Origin of the sequence: Pseudomonas viciae (assembly GCF_004786035.1) — a bacterium.
In the GTDB taxonomy this organism is placed as follows: Bacteria; Pseudomonadota; Gammaproteobacteria; order Pseudomonadales; family Pseudomonadaceae; genus Aquipseudomonas; species Aquipseudomonas viciae.
The window spans coordinates 2,502,788-2,521,520 of sequence record NZ_CP035088.1 but is presented as its reverse complement, the minus strand read 5'-3'; the positions used below and the strand labels follow the sequence as shown (position 1 = coordinate 2,521,520).

The 18,733-nt window shown below is 55.5% G+C and carries 18 protein-coding genes and 1 pseudogene; 8 read left to right on the top strand and 11 right to left on the bottom strand.

Going from position 1 to position 18,733, the window contains the following annotated elements; all coding sequences use genetic code 11:
• Window positions 1-67: 67 nt before the first annotated feature.
• The 6 genes from EPZ47_RS11590 (at window position 68) to EPZ47_RS30380 (ending at window position 3,439) form a co-directional block, all read left to right on the top strand.
• The gene (locus EPZ47_RS11590) at window positions 68-607 is read left to right on the top strand and encodes a hypothetical protein (RefSeq protein ID WP_135844885.1); all 540 of its coding nucleotides are present in this window, start codon (window positions 68-70) and stop codon (window positions 605-607) included.
• A gap of 208 nt (window positions 608-815) precedes the next feature.
• The gene (locus tag EPZ47_RS11585; protein WP_135844884.1) at window positions 816-1,283 is read left to right on the top strand and encodes a hypothetical protein; all 468 of its coding nucleotides are present in this window, start codon (window positions 816-818) and stop codon (window positions 1,281-1,283) included.
• On the top strand, window positions 1,280-1,675 hold the full coding sequence (locus EPZ47_RS11580) for a DUF6678 family protein (RefSeq protein ID WP_135844883.1): 396 nt from the start codon (window positions 1,280-1,282) through the stop codon (window positions 1,673-1,675). The genes EPZ47_RS11585 and EPZ47_RS11580 overlap by 4 nt, the downstream gene beginning before the upstream one ends.
• A gap of 111 nt (window positions 1,676-1,786) precedes the next feature.
• Entirely contained in the window at window positions 1,787-2,236 is a 450-nt protein-coding gene (locus tag EPZ47_RS11575; protein WP_135844882.1) for a hypothetical protein, read from the top strand.
• A gap of 189 nt (window positions 2,237-2,425) precedes the next feature.
• The gene (locus tag EPZ47_RS30385) at window positions 2,426-2,854 is read left to right on the top strand and encodes an IS110 family transposase (protein WP_238346727.1); all 429 of its coding nucleotides are present in this window, start codon (window positions 2,426-2,428) and stop codon (window positions 2,852-2,854) included.
• Between the two features lie 102 nt (window positions 2,855-2,956).
• Entirely contained in the window at window positions 2,957-3,439 is a 483-nt protein-coding gene (locus EPZ47_RS30380; RefSeq protein ID WP_238346726.1) for a transposase, read from the top strand.
• Window positions 3,440-3,914: 475 nt separating this feature from the next.
• Here the strand turns inward: EPZ47_RS30380 and EPZ47_RS11565 are convergent, their stop codons facing one another.
• The 3 genes and pseudogenes from EPZ47_RS11565 to EPZ47_RS11550 all read right to left on the bottom strand — a co-directional run bounded on the left by EPZ47_RS11565 (window position 3,915) and on the right by EPZ47_RS11550 (window position 6,644).
• Window positions 3,915-4,733 carry a hypothetical protein gene (locus EPZ47_RS11565; protein WP_135844881.1) on the bottom strand — a complete coding sequence of 273 codons (819 nt, stop codon included), beginning with the start codon at window positions 4,731-4,733 and terminating at the stop codon, window positions 3,915-3,917.
• 551 nt (window positions 4,734-5,284) lie between these two features.
• Window positions 5,285-5,724: pseudogene (locus EPZ47_RS11555) on the bottom strand (helix-turn-helix domain-containing protein); the annotation flags it as partial.
• Between the two features lie 128 nt (window positions 5,725-5,852).
• Window positions 5,853-6,644, bottom strand: coding sequence for an NAD(P)H-dependent oxidoreductase (locus tag EPZ47_RS11550; protein ID WP_135844880.1), 792 nt, complete (start codon window positions 6,642-6,644; stop codon window positions 5,853-5,855).
• A gap of 84 nt (window positions 6,645-6,728) precedes the next feature.
• Here EPZ47_RS11550 and EPZ47_RS11545 point away from each other — a divergent pair, with 84 nt between their 5' ends.
• Window positions 6,729-7,646 carry a LysR family transcriptional regulator gene (locus EPZ47_RS11545; RefSeq protein ID WP_135844879.1) on the top strand — a complete coding sequence of 306 codons (918 nt, stop codon included), beginning with the start codon at window positions 6,729-6,731 and terminating at the stop codon, window positions 7,644-7,646.
• 347 nt (window positions 7,647-7,993) lie between these two features.
• On the opposite strand, the gene EPZ47_RS11535 is transcribed toward EPZ47_RS11545, so the two are convergent.
• Together EPZ47_RS11535 and EPZ47_RS11530 are read right to left on the bottom strand one after the other, a co-directional pair.
• Window positions 7,994-9,460: a glycosyl hydrolase family 18 protein gene (locus EPZ47_RS11535; RefSeq protein ID WP_135844878.1), complete on the bottom strand. Its 1,467-nt coding sequence runs from the start codon at window positions 9,458-9,460 to the stop codon at window positions 7,994-7,996.
• Window positions 9,461-9,507: 47 nt separating this feature from the next.
• Window positions 9,508-10,143 (bottom strand): lytic polysaccharide monooxygenase auxiliary activity family 9 protein, encoded by a 636-nt coding sequence (locus EPZ47_RS11530; protein ID WP_135844877.1) that lies wholly within the window; start codon window positions 10,141-10,143, stop codon window positions 9,508-9,510.
• A 591-nt stretch (window positions 10,144-10,734) separates the two neighbouring features.
• Between EPZ47_RS11530 and EPZ47_RS11525 the strand changes: the two genes are divergently transcribed.
• The gene (locus EPZ47_RS11525; protein ID WP_238346725.1) at window positions 10,735-11,238 is read left to right on the top strand and encodes a GNAT family N-acetyltransferase; all 504 of its coding nucleotides are present in this window, start codon (window positions 10,735-10,737) and stop codon (window positions 11,236-11,238) included.
• A gap of 679 nt (window positions 11,239-11,917) precedes the next feature.
• On the opposite strand, the gene EPZ47_RS11515 is transcribed toward EPZ47_RS11525, so the two are convergent.
• The 6 genes from EPZ47_RS11515 to EPZ47_RS11490 form a co-directional block, all read right to left on the bottom strand.
• Complete coding sequence (locus tag EPZ47_RS11515) at window positions 11,918-12,388, bottom strand: hypothetical protein (RefSeq protein WP_135844875.1); 471 nt, start codon at window positions 12,386-12,388, stop codon at window positions 11,918-11,920.
• Between the two features lie 115 nt (window positions 12,389-12,503).
• Window positions 12,504-12,833, bottom strand: a complete 330-nt coding sequence (locus tag EPZ47_RS11510) for a hypothetical protein (protein ID WP_135844874.1) — start codon at window positions 12,831-12,833, stop codon at window positions 12,504-12,506.
• Between the two features lie 266 nt (window positions 12,834-13,099).
• Window positions 13,100-14,518: an aldehyde dehydrogenase family protein gene (locus EPZ47_RS11505; protein ID WP_135844873.1), complete on the bottom strand. Its 1,419-nt coding sequence runs from the start codon at window positions 14,516-14,518 to the stop codon at window positions 13,100-13,102.
• A 14-nt stretch (window positions 14,519-14,532) separates the two neighbouring features.
• Window positions 14,533-15,858, bottom strand: a complete 1,326-nt coding sequence (gene aptA / locus EPZ47_RS11500; protein WP_135844872.1) for an omega-aminotransferase AptA — start codon at window positions 15,856-15,858, stop codon at window positions 14,533-14,535.
• Window positions 15,855-17,369, bottom strand: a complete 1,515-nt coding sequence (locus EPZ47_RS11495) for a serine hydrolase domain-containing protein (protein WP_135844871.1) — start codon at window positions 17,367-17,369, stop codon at window positions 15,855-15,857. Before EPZ47_RS11495 ends, aptA begins: the two co-directional genes overlap by 4 nt.
• 67 nt (window positions 17,370-17,436) lie before the next feature.
• Window positions 17,437-18,717 (bottom strand): OprD family porin, encoded by a 1,281-nt coding sequence (locus EPZ47_RS11490; protein WP_135844870.1) that lies wholly within the window; start codon window positions 18,715-18,717, stop codon window positions 17,437-17,439.
• Window positions 18,718-18,733 lie beyond the last annotated feature (16 nt).

Sequence of the window (18,733 nt, the reverse complement as noted above, 5' to 3'; positions counted from 1 at the left end):
TCTAAAGGTTTCCCAGATCAACCTGAGACATAATCTGATCGTAAACGGGCCAGAAAATAGAAATCATATGAACGTGCACACCCCATATGGATTGGTCACAATAGTTGACGAACCTAATTACTCGTTTAACTCCACTGACAACGCGCAGCCCTATGCTCTCCACGTCCTCCTTACGGACGAGTCGGTCACGTCAATCCATGGTGTCAAATTAAACGGAGACAGCATCCTGGTAGTTGGTGCCGCGGGAGGATGCACCGCCATCCATAAGCATTCGGCACTCGTGCTCGACGGCAAGCTCTATTTGGCGGTCGGTGATCACATCGCGTGTTTATCGCTAGAGCTTCCCTATAGGCTTCTGTGGTCCGTTCGTGTCGATATCGCTACATGCTTTGGCATCCACTATGAAAATCAGCAACGTGCTCTCCTTTCACACGGCGAACTGGAGATCACTCGCTTGTCCAGGGATGGCGTCATAATCTGGCAAGCCTCTGGCGCAGACATATTCTCTGAAGGCTTTTGCTTATTACCTGCCTATATCGAAGCCGTTGACTTCAACAGGTCTGTCTATCGTTTTGATTACGTGACGGGCGAACTACTTCATTATTAGCTGCCCCTTCGACTGTCCGCTTTATGGAAAATCGGGACCAGACCACAATTTTATAACCGTGGTCTACCCCAAGCTATCTGCGAGATTGGCCCAACGCTTCTTGAAAAATAACGGCTGCTCAAAAACCAAATTATTGCTACCCATGAGCGCATTTAAAGTAGGCACAATAGCTTGCTAGGCCTCTCTCTATTAGCAGACGGATTTTTTCATGCATCACCGCATCCACGCCGCTTACCATCAAGCGGCCTTCTCCCGCAGCGCTTGCGCGTGGTTGACCATTGACGATGTGGCTATCGAGCAATGGTTGGCCTCCCACCTGAATGACGCCAGTGTCTCCCTGCTTGGTCTTTCCTTAATGTGGTTGATGGATGAGGAAGAAGATGCCCTCGCCAGGCGCCGCTTCATTCCCAGCGAGGACGGCAGCTCCACCCTTGTACCATTGCTGGTGTGCAGCGACGATATGGACTTCGACTGCACCGTGCTGATGGTCGAACAGGTTATCGACGGCGACACCGTGCATTGGCGGCGTTTCGGCTGGAGCGTTTCCAGCAAGCTGGAAGTGGGTATTTCTACTCGCTGGAACGTGGAAAACCAGCCGGTAAGCTTTTCCCTGGAGGAGTTCCTCGCTGCGCTGGAGACGTTCGAAAAACTGCAGAAGGAACCGCTGAGTCAATGAGGGGCACTGATTTTAGGCAGCAACTTCCCGAGCCCGACGATGCTGTGAAAGCGAAGCTTCACAGGCTGTTGGCTGCCGGCACGATTTTGCCAGTGATGAATAAAACCAAATGGGCCGAGCTGATCGAAGCAATGCTTGGCTCGCCGCAAATGCGACCGGAATTCAGACTGCACAGTGTTTTAGCTCCGAGCGGCTATTGCACAGACTGGGATGGCGATTGGCATTACCACGTCCATCCGGTAGCGGAAATCGAGTGGATCGAACTCAGAGCGGTCTCGCTCGATTGGTTGCTGTCCACACTGAGAAAACACAACCTTCCGTTTACGATCGAAGGTGAAACGCCTCGTGTATTGGGCTATACGAGACTTGGCCTGCAGCCTGTGTGGTGCTGAACTCAAGAGTTTCCGACGACAACTTTTGGCACAAGAAAGACCAACCAACGAACAAGCCGATCAATCCCAGTAAACTGCGTACTCACCCAAGACCGCCCCCGTGGTTCCAGCATGCAAATAGTGATAGACACCAGACCGGATGAGGTTCTCAGACTCGAACACCTCTTGGAGGGATACAACTATACCGTCTGGGTAAATACCTACGGCCCTCTTGGTATAAAGCAAACTCTCGAAGAGGCCCTTCGTAGTTCTGTTTCCAAAGATTGTGTTGTGGGTAATGCGACTTCGGTGTCTGTGGGGGATGCCAGAAGCCAGGCGCTGGAGCTGCTGCTTCACGCGGGCGATGGCGGTTATGGGCCGCTGGATCTGTTGACTAAGCGCTCGGAAATCCTGTCTTTAGCCGAAGCCCTGTTTCAATCAGTGAATCTCGATCAGGCCGAAAACGTAACCTCATTCTGGCTTGCAAAAGGGCACCCAGCCTATCCAGTGTTTTGGGATTTTGCGTTCGATATCCATATTTTGGGGCAACGATGGATACTTATGGGCAGCAGCAGTGATTAGCTCAATCGGTGCCCGCTGTTGCTCGATTATGATCGACTATTTTTCGGAGCCGCAGACAAAAAGAGACAAAAAGGGGACGGATCTATTTACAAGCAAATAAATCTGAGAATCATCTGGCCGGCCTCCCCACCTCACAGAGGTGGCGCAAAATTCAAGGTGCGAACTTAGACTTTTGCTGAGGAGGCCGTGATGAAATTTTGTGGCATAGACCTGCATTCGAACAACAGCGTTGTCGTGGTTACCGACGAAACGGATAGAGTTTTGGTGAGCCGGCGCTGTCCCAATGAGCTAACGCCGATTATTGCGCTCCTCGATCCGCACCGTGACGAGTTGGCCGGCGTGGTGGTCGAGTCGACGTACAACTGGTATTGGCTTGTCGATGGCCTTATGGCTGCGGGCTTGAACGTCAAATTGGCGAACCCGGTGGCGATGAAACGCTATGACGGTTTGAAGCACTCGGACGATAAGGATGATGCCGTATTTCTCGCGCATTTGCTGCGACTGGGGATTCTGCCGACGGGCTATATTCATCCTCCGCACGAACGAGCGCTACGAGATTTGGCGCGTAAACGAATTCAATTGGTTCGCACAAGAACCCAGCACATCCTGGCCGTCTAAAATATCGCTGCACGTCAATTTGGGCATAGTTTTAGCTGTAATGAAATCAAAGGCTTTTCAGCCGCATCTGTTGACAGGCTGGGCCTGCCAATAGATGTGGCTTTGGCGATCAAGGCCAATGTGGTGGTCATCCAAGCGCTCGAGGCGCAGATCGCCGAGCTAGACGCGCGACTGCTTCAACAGGCCAAGCTACGACCTGAATATTTGTTGCTAAAAACGATGCCAGGCGTGGGTGAAGTACTGGCAACGATCATCATGTTGGAAACCGGTGACATAGACCGTTTTGCAGAGGTCGGCAACTTCGCCTCTTACGCTCGCTGCGTAAAAAGTGCGCATTACTCCAACGGAAAAAAGAAAGGTGAAGGCAACGCAAAAAATGGCAACGCTTACCTCATTTGGGCTTTCATTGAAGCAGCCAATTTTGCCCGGCGTTTCAGTGACGATGCCAAACGATTTTTCGAGAAAAAGAAAGCCAAGACAAACAGCGTGGTCGCGACCAAAGCACTGGCTCATAAATTGGCGCGTGCGAGCTACCACATATTTAAGGAGAAACAGCCTTTTGACGCTAAACGCTGTTTCGCCTGAAGGGCGAGTTAGGTGATGGCCGGCCAACCAAAAGGGGACTGGGCATGAACCACGAAATCCGAGTGGCGCCCGACCATCACCGCCTGAGTGTGTTGTAACCGGGTCGTCCGCCAAGTGAGCCAGTTGAGACTGGACGTGCGTGCCACGCGCGAGCCACAGTTCTGCGACACGTTTTGGACACATTGGCGGCACCAACGTTTCTCTGGGGCAGTTCACTGCCAGGGCGGTGCGTGCTGTATCGCTACCGCTTGATCCAAATGGGTGTCTGGCACGACTCGGTCGTAGCCATTGATGAGGAAACGGGGACGACAGGTTCAACCAGGCAGGTTGAGATAAAGGGGAACCCTACAGTTAAAAGCTGCAGGGCGAGTTGGCTTTTAGCCTTGACTTGAGACCGGCTAATGGGCGTCCCCTTTTTCGTTCCCTAGCCCCGTCAGCGTCAGACGACGGCCTTGCAGTAAGGATGACCCTTTTCTTAACCTGACTGCTCGGGTTTGATAACGAAACCCGTGTAGCGTGTTGCTGCAGGTGGGTGAAAATAACGGATTTGACTATCAGGAATCGGAGTAGACCCGTGTGCGAAGATTTGGACGCTCTTACGGCCGTCCTTGAGCAGATCGAAATCAGGATCACTAGGTCGAACCCGCGCTTTGATTGGTAGCATCTGCTCCCCGAATTTGAACTTACTCCGAGTGGTTACGTAGAAAGAATCGCCATACTTATTCACCGAGGCCGAACCAAAGACTACATTTACTGCACATCCTAGCGTCGAAATATCTCCACCCGAACTCAGTAAAGCAAAAGCATCATAATAGGTCATTTGAGTACTGCCCACGGTCAGGAGACAATGCTTACGATGATCGATATTCATCGTGAACCATGCATCTACAACTTCCCGTAGGGTTCCTGGATGCAGGACAGCGCCAGGCTGAATGCTTTTCGCCAACGTCTGGCGCTCGGGCATTGACGGTTTCTTTTTCTTACGGCGTTTAGGTAAATCGCCCAAGTGACTGGGGATGATCGGTTCCGGGTCAGGAGAGGTCCGATTTACAGGATAACGAGCAGGCAGGGTAGAATCACTTTGACGCTTCTCATTTTTACAGCCTAGCCTGTGTAGTTTAGGTGCCCGAAAAAAGAAGTTTTTCTTTGTAGATATTGAAGCAACAACGTCAACCAGGCATTCAGGGCAAAAAAACAGGAATTCTTCCGTCACCTTAACAGCGTGGGCGAAACTGGCAGACACCGCTGCATCCATTTCCCAACAAACTGCTGAAACCATCAACTCATCATTCATGAAATCCAAAGCCTCAATCGTTTATGCCTTTCAAGAAATCCCCCACCTAACCACTTCGGGAAATGAAGACCTAGGCTTTCTTGAACGTGTAGCCTGCGTTATCCCATAACTTTCTGCTCTGGCGAAAACCGAAAATTGCCAAGCACTCATATTGCGTGGGGACCATTAGAAAATGAGGGCGGATCTATTTACAAGCAAATAAATCCGTCCGCTTTTCCGCACTTTTCCGTTCCGATGACGAAATTTTCACTGTGGCTCCAATTCTGACCATAAACCTCTGCGCCCAATACCGGCCATTAATGTTCCGTAGTCTTCAAAATTACAGACATTCACCTCAGCCTGGCTGGCCCACGTTGCTTCACATTCTTCGCACACCCACAGCAAAAGTTGTGTAGAGCGGACCCGCATTGCTCGAACGTAACCTTGGCCGCACCTTTGGCACTCAATCAGCATGAAAATAATCTCTGACAGGAATGCGGTGTAGTCTAATCCTATCGGCCGAACGCCGCCGATCAAGAAAATCGCCATCCCCTCATCAACCCGCCAACCGACTAGCCTCTAACCGCCTTCATATTGCCGAGCATCCTCCCGGCATCCTGTCCAGGCGGAAGTCCAAACACCCGCGCATAATCCCGGCTGAATTGCGCCGCGCTCTCGTAGCCCACTTCGAAGGCAGCCGCCATAACGCTTTTGGCATTCGCCACCATCAGGGTGCTGGCCTGAAGCAGACGAACCCGCTTCTGGCACTGCACAAGGGGCTCAGGTTGGTGACAGCTTTGAAGTGACTATGGAATGCCGAGACGCTCATTGAAGCGCGTTGCACCAATCACTCAACACCAACGGGCTCGGCGAAGTCGCGGCGGATTCATTGGATTGCCAGGTTGATTCGGGCCATCGCGGTATCCGGCGCGGCGATGTCTCGCAACATCCAGCCATGGGGGCCTTGGAGTACGCGGAAGATAATCTCTCGCTCATAGACGGGGGCCAGGGTCTTCGGAGAAGGGTTCGCCCTGAGCATCGCCGGGCCCGTCATTACTGACCTCCAAGAATGATCAATCCTGAAGCGCGCAACCCGACTACCAAGGCCCTTGGGCTCAAGCCTCCAATGCACGTTTCACCTCAAACGCTCTCACCGTCCCTGATATGGATACCAAGATCGCAACGACCAGATGCAAGATGCGGTTTGAGCGTCAACGCCGGGATTTCGTAATCGCCGTGATTCTGGCGACGAAATGGCAAGGGTTGATCACTGAAGAGCGTATTCAAGCGAGCGGCATAAGCCGTGCAAATGGATTGGAACCGGGCCGCGTCCATCTTGCTGGTCTTATAGATTGGAAAGGCCGGCATGACCGTGAAGCCAGGATAGAAAAGCACCCCATGCTGGATAGGAAATAGCAGGTCATTCAACGCACCATTCACCCCTCGGCCGCTGTAGTGGGATTCCCAACCGCCCATTGTGACCACCAACATGGCGCGCTTGCCTGTCATGCTGCCTTCGCCGTAGCGATCGCCCCAGTGGCTTTCGCTATGTTCGCCGACACCGTAGGCAAACCCGTAAGCGTAGACGCGTTCGATCCAGCCCTTGAGAATCGCGGGCATCGAGAACCACCACAGCGGAAATTGAAAGATGACGGCATCGGCCCAGAGCAATTTGGCCTGCTCTGCCTGGATATCCGCCGGTTGGCTACCAACGGCAAATACACGCTGGGATTCAAGCGCCGGGTTGAAAGGCGTTTCTGCGTCATAACCTGGGGCGTCGTCCGGATCGAGGGATGCTTTCCACCGCATGCCGTAGAGATCTGAGACTTCGACCTCGTGGCCCGCTGTTTCCAGGTGAGTGATCGCAAAATCCTTGAGCGCGCCATTGAGCGAACGAGGTTCGGGATGGGCGTAGATCAGCAGTATTTTCATGAGGGCTCCGCGTTGAATGTGTCCCTCACCGTAAGCCTGTATCCGCTATGATAGAAATGAATTCCCGAAACACATGGTATTTGCATGCACAATAGCTTGCGCCGTCTGGATCTTAATTTGTTGGTCACATTGGATGCCTTGCTGGCCGAGCAAAATGTGACGCGGGCAGCGCGCTTGCTCAATCTCGCGCAACCGACCGTCAGCCTGCAACTGGGCAGGCTGAGAGAGCTTCTTGATGATCCGCTTTTGCTGCCTGGCCCCCGAGGGATGTCGCCCACCGAGCGAGCTCGCGAATTGCAGGGGCCCCTGCGTGACGCGTTGGCCGCGCTGGAAAGCGCACTGATTCCTGCTGCCGCTTTTGAACCCGGACGGTCCCATCAAACGTGGAAGATCGCTGCCAGTGATTATGCGACGACTGCCTTGATCTGGCCGTCGCTCTCGCGGCTCAGGCACCTGGCGCCGTACACGCGGTTGGCGCTTATGAATAAACCGACTGTCGACTTTGCCAAGGATCTGGAAAACGGCCTTATCGATCTGGCGCTGCACACCCGCGATGAAGCGCCGCCCAAGTTGCGTCAGCGCTCCTTGATTCACGAACGCTATGTGCTGGCGGCGCGGCGCGGCCATCCCGCGCTGGCAACCAGGCTGTCGCTCAAAACGTTCTGCGCCCTTGAACATGCCGTCATGTCACCTGATGGCGCCGGCTTCGTTGGCAGTACCGACCACGCTCTGGCAGCTGAAGGTCTGGAACGGCGAGTGGTCTTGTCCGTGTCCAATTTCAACTCGCTGGTCTCAGCATTGGTGCACAGCGATTTGGTTGCGGTGGTGCCGGAAAGGCTGGTGAAACATGAGCCAGCGCTTCACGTCCAGGAACCTCCGCTCGCCATTCCCGGGTTTGAAATGCTGATGTTATGGCCCGAGCGACTGCATCGCGATCCTGCCCATATATGGCTACGCGACCTTATCGCTTCGACGTTGGAAACAACCCGCACGCAGAAATAAATGGGCCGGACCATGAAACGATGACGACTAGCCCCCTGCCCCGCCCGGCGCAAAAGCGCTTTTCAAGCCTCTTCAAGCGCTCTTGAAACCAGCCCATCGCTAATTAGCCATCGCCGCCCAGGATGACCTTAACGTCCATTCGCGCAACCTGGTGCAAAGCGCAGTCGTGCTGCTGGCGGACCTGGAGCCACTGTCCTCCGTTTTGCGGGTGCTCGCGCTGTTACTGATACCTGCCCTTGGCCTGATGCTGATGTTTTACACGCACCCCGCGAGACCTTGTTGTTATCGCGGCTCGGCGGTGAAGACAGAGAAAAGCCCGGCATTTCAGCCGGGCTTTGCATAGCGTTCTAAGCACGCCGTTTGATTGCGACCTTCGACCACAGGGTAAAGGCAACTGGGGGTGTCCAGCCTGAGTTTGATACGTGCTCTTGCAGGCACACGTAATTATTACCTTCGTAAGTCACGCCATCCTCCTTGCGATACCGAAGGTTCAACTGCCACTCGGGGAACTCTGGATCGGTGATGTCTCCAGCAGTTCGAACGCTCAGGCTCTTGCTCGGAAGCGACTCATTTCCCTGAGAGTCTGTTGCCGTGACAAAGTAGCTGTACTGAGTGTTCGGCGTTAAGCCTGAGTCTGTCAGCGTTAAAGACGCCGAACGGCCTATCACAGCCCCATTTCGGTACAACGTGTGTGTCTCGATCGGACGAGGGCCGCTTGAAGCCCCCCAACTCAAGGTCATACCCGTCTCGGTTACGTCCCTGGCGGACAGGTTTGCGGGAGCCGTCGGCCGGTCACCAGGCTCCGACTCGCCGTGAATCAACGGGGCGTAACGATTGTAGAACTCCCAGTTATAGGAAACATTGTCCCTGGTAATGCCATCGTCCCAGTTGATAGACCACGTCATCAGCCCTTTGATGGAATGGCCGGCAGCGTCGAGACGCTTGAATGCATTTACCACTGCCGCAGGATCAATCACATAGCCAGTGGCCGCGGCATCATTGTTGGCCGGTAAGCCAATGACAAATTTATCTGCTGGGATGGCGATGTAGTCCCGAGTGCCCGTCACCAGGCTTTCGGTCAGGTAGTAGAGGAAATCCTCTTTCATCTCATCATTGTTCTGCGCAATCCAGGCACCTTGACCACCGTTGGCCTCCTGAACCCAGATCCCATCGCCACCTTGGTTGTAATACTGAGGCGCGATGAAGTCGTAGTACCCCTCAAGGGCCTGAATGTAGCCAACGTACTTGCCGCCCGTTCTGAGATAGGGAAACTCAGGTGCCATGCTGATGATGAAATGTTTCTCTTCGCCCTTGTAGTGATCCTTCACCAGTTTCAAGGCTGCAGGCAGTACCGTCATGTTGTCAGCGACATCAATGGCGCTTTGCTCAAGGTCGATATCCAACCCATCGAAGCCGTAGACTTCAACCAACCGGATGATCTCATTCGCCAGAGGTTGTTCATCCCCTTTGTGCAACTCGATATGAGCATCGGCGCCACCCAACGAGATCAACACAGCCCTTCCCTGACTGTTCAGCACGCCTACCTGACGGCGAAACTCGTCGTCGGAGAGGTTATAGGGTTTGAAAGTAGGAATGCCCCGGCCTTTCATAAAAGCCACAGCAACAACATTGTAGTCCTTGGGTACATCCACCAGATCTAGATTGGCGAACTGCCCACCTTGATAGCCGTCACTATGACCGGCCGGCCAGTTATGCCAAAAACCCATCAGAATTTTTCTATTGGCAATGCTAGGCATCAAGGTGGCTGAATCACTTACTTTGGACTTCAGCAAAGAAAAATCAATCTTGGTCATTGTTCTATTCCTTCAGAACTGTACTAGGGGCCGTACACAGCCCGACTTTATTTAAAGTTCACATCAAACGCCTGATAGAACGCATTACCCGTATCAGCAACAACCCACAGCAGAACAATAACATGATGACCTTGCTTACCCGTTGGCAGCTTCACTTCATGTTCAACCTTCGCCTTCAATTCGTCGGTATATTCGTAGAAGGGAACCTGGGTATAAAAATCATCATAGAAAGACTTTGGCTCAAGCTGAGCGCGGCTGATACGCTTTTCAGGATCCCAGCCATCCTTAGTAATAAACCAGCTAAAACCCCGAGTCACGTGAGGCATGGTGTATACCCATCTTACATGAAACGCCTGGCCCGGTTCGACATTCAATAGAGGCCAGGTAAATGGGCGATTTAGTTTTTTGCTCATTTCCTCGTCGGTGAAGTTAACGCAGTCGCGTTCATCCGTCTGGCCACCACTGAGGATATAACCATCCGCCGGTGGTACTAGGCTCGCGACGTCACTCTCATAAGGTATTGGGAATGGCCCAGCCGTCAATGATGGGAAGTTCTTACCTCCTTCCATTGCATTAGCATGCCAGTCAAGAATAAGGCCCTCGTCTGTAGCAATAGCAGAACGACTAGGAGGGGAAATGACACGACCGTGCTTCAACTGCGGGTTGGATTCTGGCTTATTCATTGGTTCATTCCTTTGATTAATTGATCTCTCCTCTAGAGGAGAATTCTCAGGCTAGCGCAAGGTATTGGATTGCCCACCATAAAAAATAAATACAACCATAGAATAAATAAAACACACGCTGATGGACTCTCTCAACACCCGCCACCCGCCTTTTCCACACAAAACAAACGGACAAGAGGGTACTACCAGACCGATAGCAACCTATAACCTTTCGAAATATATATTTAGATAACATATAACTTAAACTTTTTGAGCAGGAACATGGACAGCATAAAAATGTCGGCTAAGGTGAGAAAGCGCCCTAGCGAGGCGCACATTAATTAGGCGAAAGAAGTCGTAGGACACTTGCGCGGGACCGATAAGGGGACGGAACTATTCCAAGCAATAAATTCATCTCCTTTTCCCCCAATTTGCTATGGTCATCGGTTGACGACTCCCTGCGCAGGTTGAAAGCTGATAGAACTACGGATGCCTGGAAGCGCCCGTTACAGGACCGCATCGCCCCTGACGCGAGGGCCTCCAAATAAATAGCACTGTCCGCTCGGGTCGCTTTCTGCCGGTCTCAGCCACCCAGTGTGCTGGTCAAGTCCGATGCAAGCGACAGGTCAGGTCGAATACAATGGTGTGCAATACCCAGTTGAGAACGATATGAAAGTTCGAAAAGCCTTACTGACCGATGCAGAATCGGTGTCCAAACTCCTAGGCCAGTTAGGCTACCAAGCCTCGCCAAAGCTAATCCGGGATAAGCTTGAGGCTTTGGAACTTAGCGCTCGGGATGCCGTGCTGCTGGCACAAGACGGTAAAAACATTATCGGCGTCATGAGCTTACACGTACTTGAACTGTTTCATCAGCCGGGTAGGCTCGGACGCATTACCTCCCTTGTCATTGATGACGATTTCCGAGGACAAGGCGTCGGGGCAATGCTGGTTTCCGCTGCTGACGCGTTTTTTATAGAGCAACTTTGCGTCCGGGCTGAGGTGACTAGCAGTGACCACCGAATACAGGCTCACACTTTTTATCAGCAGCAAGGTTACGCGGTCGACGAGCGCCGGTTTGTCAAACGGTATGATTCTTCTGAGGCACAGTACGTTTAAATTAGGCGAGCACGTCACCTTGATCAAAATATAAAACCGGTGAGCGGCGTGTATTGCCCGAACGTTTACCTGCTTCTGGCCAGAAGCGGTCATTCGAACAAGGTTCCTCCGTGAATCTATATGAGTATTAACCACAGCCATGACACTTATCAAAGGCGATATCATCAAATTGACCTACGTCGATTCTACGAAGGCCCTATATGTTGACTGGATAAATGCTCGTGATGCGGCGCCTGGAGATATTGCAGTCGTTAATGAAACTTTTAGCACGGAGTCCGGACTCATCGTCCGTCTATTGTGTGAGCACCGGCCAGGCTTTCAAGAATGGTGCGCCACATTTCATGAAGTAGATTTGACTTACGAACTATTGCTCGTAAAACCAAGTTTCGACGACGAAATTTAAAAGTCCGCTTCGGGTCGAAAATCGCCATCCCAGAGGCTGCTTTCGGCCGAGGCTGTGTAAAAACGTTTTAGGGCCGGTTCAACGGTCAAAACCAGAACGAAAATTTCGTTCCTACGCAAATTTTGGGTCTACTGACTAACCAAGCACAGGCAGATTTTACGTAGCAACGCGGACTTCAAAACGACGCCTGCGTTTTTACACAGCCTGGGCCAGAAGCAGCCGGTGAGGAAAGTCAACTTTCGACCCAGAGCGGTCATCCACTCATGACTATTGGGTTCATGCGCCCACGTCATTTATCAATTCGCGCCAGACGTCCCTTGCCTTCTGCTCCGAGGTAAAGACTTGTATTTTTGGATGCCAGAATTGCCCCTCAATTACGATGCATTCCAAGGTAGAGTCCTGAAACGTAAAGACATAATGGATGGCATCTTTTATAAACCGCTGTTTATCGTGTCGCGGATGAATGGCGTTTCTCTGCTCAAGCTCTGCTAGCCAAGGCGAATTATCTATTCGATGAATTTGGTAATGCTTGAGTCCAAGTCCAATAAGCGCATGACCGCCCAAAGCTTCGTCGTTTGGTGAACCGAATTGAATTTTTTTAACTAGGGGAAAATGGATTACCGCTATTTCGTCCCCAGCGGTGCAATACCGTAAACATAGCTGCGTGTCCGTGGCGAACACGACGGGTTCGGGCGACGTACTTGGCTGTGGCCAGGAGTCGAGCAGTACTACGGTCGTGAATGACATAGGGAAGCCTAGTGAAGAAATAGGGGGCAAAACAGAGTGCGAGAGCGACGCGTTGTCGTCAAACGCTTCTGATCGCGACGGGCTGCTTCTGACCAATAACAACCAGGCATAGGATTCAGCTTTCTGATTTTTTCCGGCCAACGAGCCTACGTGCCCTATGACGGCGAGACTGGGATAACGTTTGGTCCTCGGTGCAATGAGCCAAGAGCGTGGTCAGCTCAACGTCTATCGGAAAGCCATCCTCCAGCCATTTAAGCGCCAGCCCCGACCAATATTCGGAATGCGACGTCAAGGCTGTGATCACCAGCGGCTGCAAAGCTATACCGGCAGGCAGTGTATATTTCCCGCTAAGGGCTCCTACCGTATCTGGCAGATCGAGTGCAGCTGTTTCGAAAGGTTTTTCAAGCAGCGGCAGCAACCAGACGTAGCTGAATTCTTCGTTCATCTTCTCCCCCTGATTGCTAATGGCGATGCTCCGTATTCTAGGAGGCAGCTTTCGCCCGTTGGTTTGTCATTAGAGATCCTTAAGAGAAAGGACGATGAAGCTTCGGTGGTTCAATTCGACACAATTGCCCCAAAGAGACTGCGAGTTACCGCTTCTGGCCGAAAGCAGATTATCCACAGATCAGTTATGACTTCATATAAGCGCCAACCCGCGCGAAAAGGCGGTCGTTGATTTATCTGTCGCCCCATCGCGCACCTCTGAAGCCGTCAATACCCAAACAGCGACTTGCTCTCCAGGTATTCTTCAAACCCCATCTCCCCCCACTCGCGCCCATTACCCGACTGCTTATAGCCGCCAAACGGCGCGGCCTGGTCGGCCCGGGCGCCATTGAGATGGACCATGCCGGTGCGCAATTGCCGCGCAACCCTGCGGCTGCGTTCGAGGCTGGTCGAGGTGACGTAGCCTGACAAGCCGTAAGGGCTGTCGTTCGCGATGGCTATCGCCTCGGCTTCGCTGTCGTACGGCATGATCGCCAGGACCGGGCCGAAGATTTCTTCCCGCGCCACCAGCATGTCCGGGGTGACGTCGGCAAACACCGTAGGTTGCACGTAGTAGCCGCGCTCAATCCCTTGTGGTCGTCCCAAACCTCCGGCGATCAATCGCGAACCCTCGGCGATGGCTTGGGCGATCATGGCCTGTACCCGTTCGAATTGCAGGGCATTCGCCACGGGACCGATGGCGCAGATCGGGTTACTGTCGTCGAAGCACACCTGCGCCAGCACTTCCCGGACGATATCAATCACCGCCTGTTGTTGCGCGCGCGGTACTAGCAGGCGCGTTGGCGCATTGCACGACTGGCCGCTGTTACGGATGCACGCCTGTACCCCGTGGCGCACCGCGCTCGGCAGGTAGGCATCGTCGAGCAGGATATTCGCGGATTTGCCGCCCAGTTCCTGGGACACGCGCTTCACTGTATCGGCCGCCGCCTTGGCCACTGCGATGCCGGCGCGGGTCGAGCCGGTAAACGACACCATGTCCACCTCGGCATGGCTGGCCAGCGCAGCGCCGACCTCCGGCCCATTACCGTTGACCAGGTTGAACACCCCCTTCGGCACCCCGGCCTCATGCAGGATTTGCGCGATGATATACGCCGACAACGGCGCACACTCACTTGGCTTGAGTACGACCGTGCAGCCCACCGCCAGGGCGGGTGCGAGCTTGCAGGTGAGTTGATTGAGTGGCCAGTTCCAGGGGGTGATCAAGGCGCACACGCCGATAGGCTCACGCAGTACCAGCGTCTGGCCCAGACGCCGTTCGAAGCGGAACTCGCGCAGCACTTCCAGCGCCTGCGTCAGATGACCCAGGCCCGCCGGGACATGAGCGTTTCGGGCCAGGGACAGCGGCGCGCCCATCTCCAGATGAACCGCCTCGATCAACGCCTCGCTATGGCGTTTGTAGGCTTCGATGATGCGCTGCAGCAAGTCGATACGTGCCTGGAGCGAACTCGCGGCGAACGCCGGAAAAGCCTGCCGGGCTGCGCCGAGCGCACGGTCTACATCGCGAGCGTCGCCCAGGATGATGCGCGCCCCCCCCTGCTCGGTGGACGGGTTTACCACGGTCTCGACGGTTTCGCCGTGGGGTTTGACCCAGGCGCCGTCAATGTAGAACTCAAACAAATCGTACATACCATCGACTCCCTTCAGGCAACCTGGTTCAAGGCACCCGCCAAGGTGTCGAACACCTGGGCGATCTCCTGCTGGCTGATCACCAACGGCGGTGAAATCACGATGGTGTCGCCCGAACCGCGCACCAGTACGCCGTGCTCAAAGCACCACTGCGCAACTTCACTGCCACGTGCGCCGGCGGCACCGGGACGCGGCTCGAGTTCGACGGCGCAAAGCAAGCCGATGGTGCGTACGTCCAGCACCGGACCCACACCCTGCAGCGCCAGCGCGGCCGACTGCCAGGGCCCGCTGACCGCGTTGACGTGTTGGTTGATGCCCAGTTCGCGATGCACCTCGATGGTCGCCAACCCGGCCGCACACGCCAGCGGATGCGCCGAATAGGTATAGCCATGCATCAGCTCGATGACGTTTGCCGGCCCGGCCATGAACGCTTCGTACACCGCACCGCTTACCAGCACGCCGCCCATGGGCACGGCGCCATTGGTCAGGCCTTTGGCGGTGGTGATCAGGTCTGGCGTTACGCCGAACGCCTGGGCGGCGAAGCTGGCGCCGACGCGGCCAAAACCGGTGATCACTTCGTCGAAAATCAGCAGCACGCCGTGCCGGGTGCAGATCTCGCGCAAGCGTTGCAGATAACCCTGGGGCGGCGGGTACACCCCGCCGGAGCCTGTCACCGGCTCCACGATCACCGCGGCCACAGTGCTCGGATCCTGAATGTCCAACAGTTGTGTCAGCGCGTCGGCGTAACGTTCGCCCTGCTGCGGTTGCCCGGCGCTGAAACGCATACCCGCGTCGTACGGCAGCGGCAGGTGTGACACTTCGCCCAACAACGGACCGAAGTCACGCTTCTGCCGGCCGATACCCGACACCGACAGCCCACCGAACCCCATGCCGTGATAGCCCTTGGCACGGCCGATAAACTTGGTACGGCGGCTGTCGCCGCGGGCCTGGTGATACGCCCGGGCAATCTTCAACGCGGTGTCGACGGCCTCGGAACCTGAGTTGGTAAAGAACACCTGCGCCATGCCGGCCGGGCTGATGTCGATTAGGCGCTCGGCCATCTCCAGGGCGTGGGGGTGGCTCATCTTGAATGACGAGACAAAGTCCAGGCGCCCCGCGGCCTCGCGAATGGCCTCGACGATTTTCGGCTGGCCATGCCCGGCGTTGACGCACCAGAGCCCTGCCATTGCATCGAGCACACGACGCCCATCGGTGGTGGTGTAGTACATGCCGTCAGCACTGGCGAACATCATCGGTTGGTGCTGGAACTGGCGCATCGGGGTAAACGGCGCCCAGAACGCGCCATACTCGGAACCTGTCGGGTTGGAAATATCGTTCATAGCGACTCCTGCAAAGCTGTTCTTGGATGGCCGGTCAGCGTCGGGCGCTGCAACGGGCCGGCGTTAACGTTGACGCTGCGGTCCACATACAACTTGCCGCGCTCAATACGGCAGCTGACACGGTCACAAAACGCCATCTCGACAAACTGCCAGGTCATGCTTAATACCCCGTCGTCGGTCCAGCGCGCCTGCGCCACCACCGGGGTGAGCTCCGGCTGGTATTGGTGATGCAGATAGTGGCCGGTCATGCTGGTCTGGCTTTCGATGCCGTTAGCCAGCCCGGCGCGAATGCAGTGGGTGCCACGGGGGTCGGTGAGGTAGAAGTCGCAATGGTCAGGGCCAAGCACCAAACGTATTTCGCTGACTTGATCTTCGTTGGCCTCCACCACAAACGTGCCGTTGAACTCGGCGTGACGCGGCGAGGTCGACGCCCCAGAGAGAGCCGGCCGCTGCTGGCGTGCCAACAGCGCCGCCAACTCGGCATCCGCCGCGCCGTCGGTGGGTGCACCCAGCGCCGGCAACAGATGTTCCCAGAGCAGGCTGTGCAAGCGCCGCTCGCCCAAGGGCAGCCCGGCGGTAAACGCAATCACCGCGTCATGGCGTGGCAAGACGATGCACTGCTGGCCAAATACCCCGGAGGCGTAGTAGCCACCGTGCAGGGTCATCCACCACTGGTAGCCGTAGCCTTCGCGGCGCGTGACACCCGCGTCGCTCGAGTCGCGGCCCTGGTAGCGCTTGCCGTCGAAGGCCCCCATCCATACATCATCGACATGCCCACGGGTGGCTTCGGCCACCCATTCCCGGGATAGTAACTGCTGCCCTTCCCAGTTGCCTTGTTGCAAGTGCAGCACACCGAACTTGAGCAAGTCCTCAGTGCTGCAACTCAGACCATTGCCGCCGGTGTTGAAGCCACCAGGTGCCAGGTCCCACTCGATGGGCCCCATGGCCATGGGTTGGAAGATACGTGCGTTGCACAATTCAAAGGCCGTCTGGCCGCTGACCACGCTGACAATCGCCGAGAGCATGAAGCTTGAGGCGCTGCTGTAGATAAAGTGCTGCCCGGGTGGGTCTTCAACCGGTTCATCGAGGAACAGCTTGACCCAGCTTTCACTGCGCCCACGCCAGGCCCCGCCGGAAATGCCCTGGCGATGGCCGGTGCGCATGGTCAGCAAATCGCGCACGGTCATGGCTGCCAGGTTTGCGCTGATAGTTACCGGGCAATCTGCGGCAAAAAAGTCCACCACCTTGGCGTCCAGCGACAGCACGCCGTCATCCACCAACAGCCCGATGGCCATGGATACCCAGCTTTTGGTGACCGAATGCTGAACATGCAACCGCTCGGCGCGATAAGGCGCCCAAAACGCTTCGGCCACCACCGCACCGTCGCGGTACAGCATGAAACTGTGCAACTCCAGGCCCGTCGCGTTCACCGCATCAATGAAATCACTCACGCCTCGCGCCGATACGCGTTGTTGGCTGGGCAGCGCCCGCCGCAACGGCAAACTCGTCATCTGATCTATCCCCTCATTTCCACTGCCTTGGCGTGCGACAGGCTGACCCTGTCGCACGCCGTTACCGCTACCAGAGCGCCACGGTGTAACCCAGGATCACTCGGTTTTCGTTGGTGTCACGGGTGAAGTTGCTGGTGGCGCTGGCGTTCTGCCAACGCACAGACACATCCTTGAACGTGCCGCTCTGCACGACGTAGCCGAAGCTGAAATCGCGCTCCCACTCGCGCCCTTCGCCCTCGAAGCCGATGACCTTGGCGTTGTCACCCTTGGCGTAACGCGTCGAGAACAGCAGGCCCGGCAGGCCCAGCGAGGCGAAGTCATAGTCATAGCGGGCATGCCACACGCGCTCGCCGGTCTGGGAGAAGTTGGCCAGTTGGTACTCGGTGAACAGGTAGGTGTTGGTGCCGTCCACGTAGGTGAACGGCGTCGATCCGTACTGTTCCTGGTAACCGCCGCTGAGGCTGTGGCCATGGAGGCTGTAGCCGATTCGGGTACTCCATGCGCGGTTATCCACCTTGCCGGCCAGGGCCGCAGCGTCTTCACTGGCGCTGAAGTAACGAATGTCGGTCTTGAACGTGCCGGGGCCCCACTTGAAGCTATTTTTCAAACCCAGGTAATGCTGTTGGTAGAGGCTTTCCAGTTGCGCGTACTGATAGGTAACGACCGTGGTTGGCGTGAGCTTGTACTCGCCGCCGGCGTAGCGGAACTCATCACTTTTGGCGCTGCTTTTGTAGGCGCCGTACTGGCTGGTAAGGCCCATGTCCTCGTAGTCGGTCGAGTCGCGTTGCTTGACCTGGTCCAGTTGGCCCACGGTCAGGGTCAGCTTGTCGATGTCCTTGGAGGTGAGCGCTGTACCACTGAAACTCTGCGGGAACAGACGGCTGAGGTTGGGTTGCAGGGTGGGCAGGTCCGGCACCATATAGCCCACACGCAGCTCGCTTTGGGCCATGCGCGCCTTACCGGTGATACCGAGTTTGGAGTAATTGTCATGGGCACGGCGTGCATAACTGGGAGAGCCCGGTTCGGCCACGCTTGAGCGCGCCAGCAGCCCGGTGCCGGAGTTATCCGGGCTCGAGTCGAGCTTCACGCCCAGCATGCCGACCGCGTCCAGGCCAAAACCCAGCGTGCCGTCGGTAAAGCCCGATTGGAGGTTGAGAATGAACCCCTGCGCCCATTCGGCGCGCTTGTTCTGTCCGCTGGACTCGCGGTAGTCACGGTTGAAGTAATAGTTCTTCAATTCAAGCGAGGCCTTGCTGTCGGCGACAAAGTCGGCCTGGGCAAACAAGGGCATGAAACCGACGCCCATGACGCTGGCACTGCTGACAACTTTGTTGATGCGGTTATTCATGTGTAGGTTCCTGGCA

What these genes read in the sequence shown, in the direction of transcription:
- EPZ47_RS11590 (WP_135844885.1), top strand. Translation starts at nt 68, where the DNA reads ATGAACGTGCACACCCCATATGGATTGGTCACAATAGTTGACGAACCT.
- EPZ47_RS11585 (WP_135844884.1), top strand. Translation starts at nt 816, where the DNA reads ATGCATCACCGCATCCACGCCGCTTACCATCAAGCGGCCTTCTCCCGC.
- EPZ47_RS11580 (WP_135844883.1), top strand. Translation starts at nt 1,280, where the DNA reads ATGAGGGGCACTGATTTTAGGCAGCAACTTCCCGAGCCCGACGATGCT.
- EPZ47_RS11575 (WP_135844882.1), top strand. Translation starts at nt 1,787, where the DNA reads ATGCAAATAGTGATAGACACCAGACCGGATGAGGTTCTCAGACTCGAA.
- EPZ47_RS30385 (WP_238346727.1), top strand. Translation starts at nt 2,426, where the DNA reads ATGAAATTTTGTGGCATAGACCTGCATTCGAACAACAGCGTTGTCGTG.
- EPZ47_RS11565 (WP_135844881.1), bottom strand. Translation starts at nt 4,733, where the DNA reads ATGAATGATGAGTTGATGGTTTCAGCAGTTTGTTGGGAAATGGATGCA.
- EPZ47_RS11550 (WP_135844880.1), bottom strand. Translation starts at nt 6,644, where the DNA reads ATGAAAATACTGCTGATCTACGCCCATCCCGAACCTCGTTCGCTCAAT.
- EPZ47_RS11545 (WP_135844879.1), top strand. Translation starts at nt 6,729, where the DNA reads ATGCACAATAGCTTGCGCCGTCTGGATCTTAATTTGTTGGTCACATTG.
- EPZ47_RS11535 (WP_135844878.1), bottom strand. Translation starts at nt 9,460, where the DNA reads ATGACCAAGATTGATTTTTCTTTGCTGAAGTCCAAAGTAAGTGATTCA.
- EPZ47_RS11530 (WP_135844877.1), bottom strand. Translation starts at nt 10,143, where the DNA reads ATGAATAAGCCAGAATCCAACCCGCAGTTGAAGCACGGTCGTGTCATT.
- EPZ47_RS11525 (WP_238346725.1), top strand. Translation starts at nt 10,735, where the DNA reads ATGCAAGCGACAGGTCAGGTCGAATACAATGGTGTGCAATACCCAGTT.
- EPZ47_RS11515 (WP_135844875.1), bottom strand. Translation starts at nt 12,388, where the DNA reads ATGTCATTCACGACCGTAGTACTGCTCGACTCCTGGCCACAGCCAAGT.
- EPZ47_RS11510 (WP_135844874.1), bottom strand. Translation starts at nt 12,833, where the DNA reads ATGAACGAAGAATTCAGCTACGTCTGGTTGCTGCCGCTGCTTGAAAAA.
- EPZ47_RS11505 (WP_135844873.1), bottom strand. Translation starts at nt 14,518, where the DNA reads ATGTACGATTTGTTTGAGTTCTACATTGACGGCGCCTGGGTCAAACCC.
- aptA (WP_135844872.1), bottom strand. Translation starts at nt 15,858, where the DNA reads ATGAACGATATTTCCAACCCGACAGGTTCCGAGTATGGCGCGTTCTGG.
- EPZ47_RS11495 (WP_135844871.1), bottom strand. Translation starts at nt 17,369, where the DNA reads ATGACGAGTTTGCCGTTGCGGCGGGCGCTGCCCAGCCAACAACGCGTA.
- EPZ47_RS11490 (WP_135844870.1), bottom strand. Translation starts at nt 18,717, where the DNA reads ATGAATAACCGCATCAACAAAGTTGTCAGCAGTGCCAGCGTCATGGGC.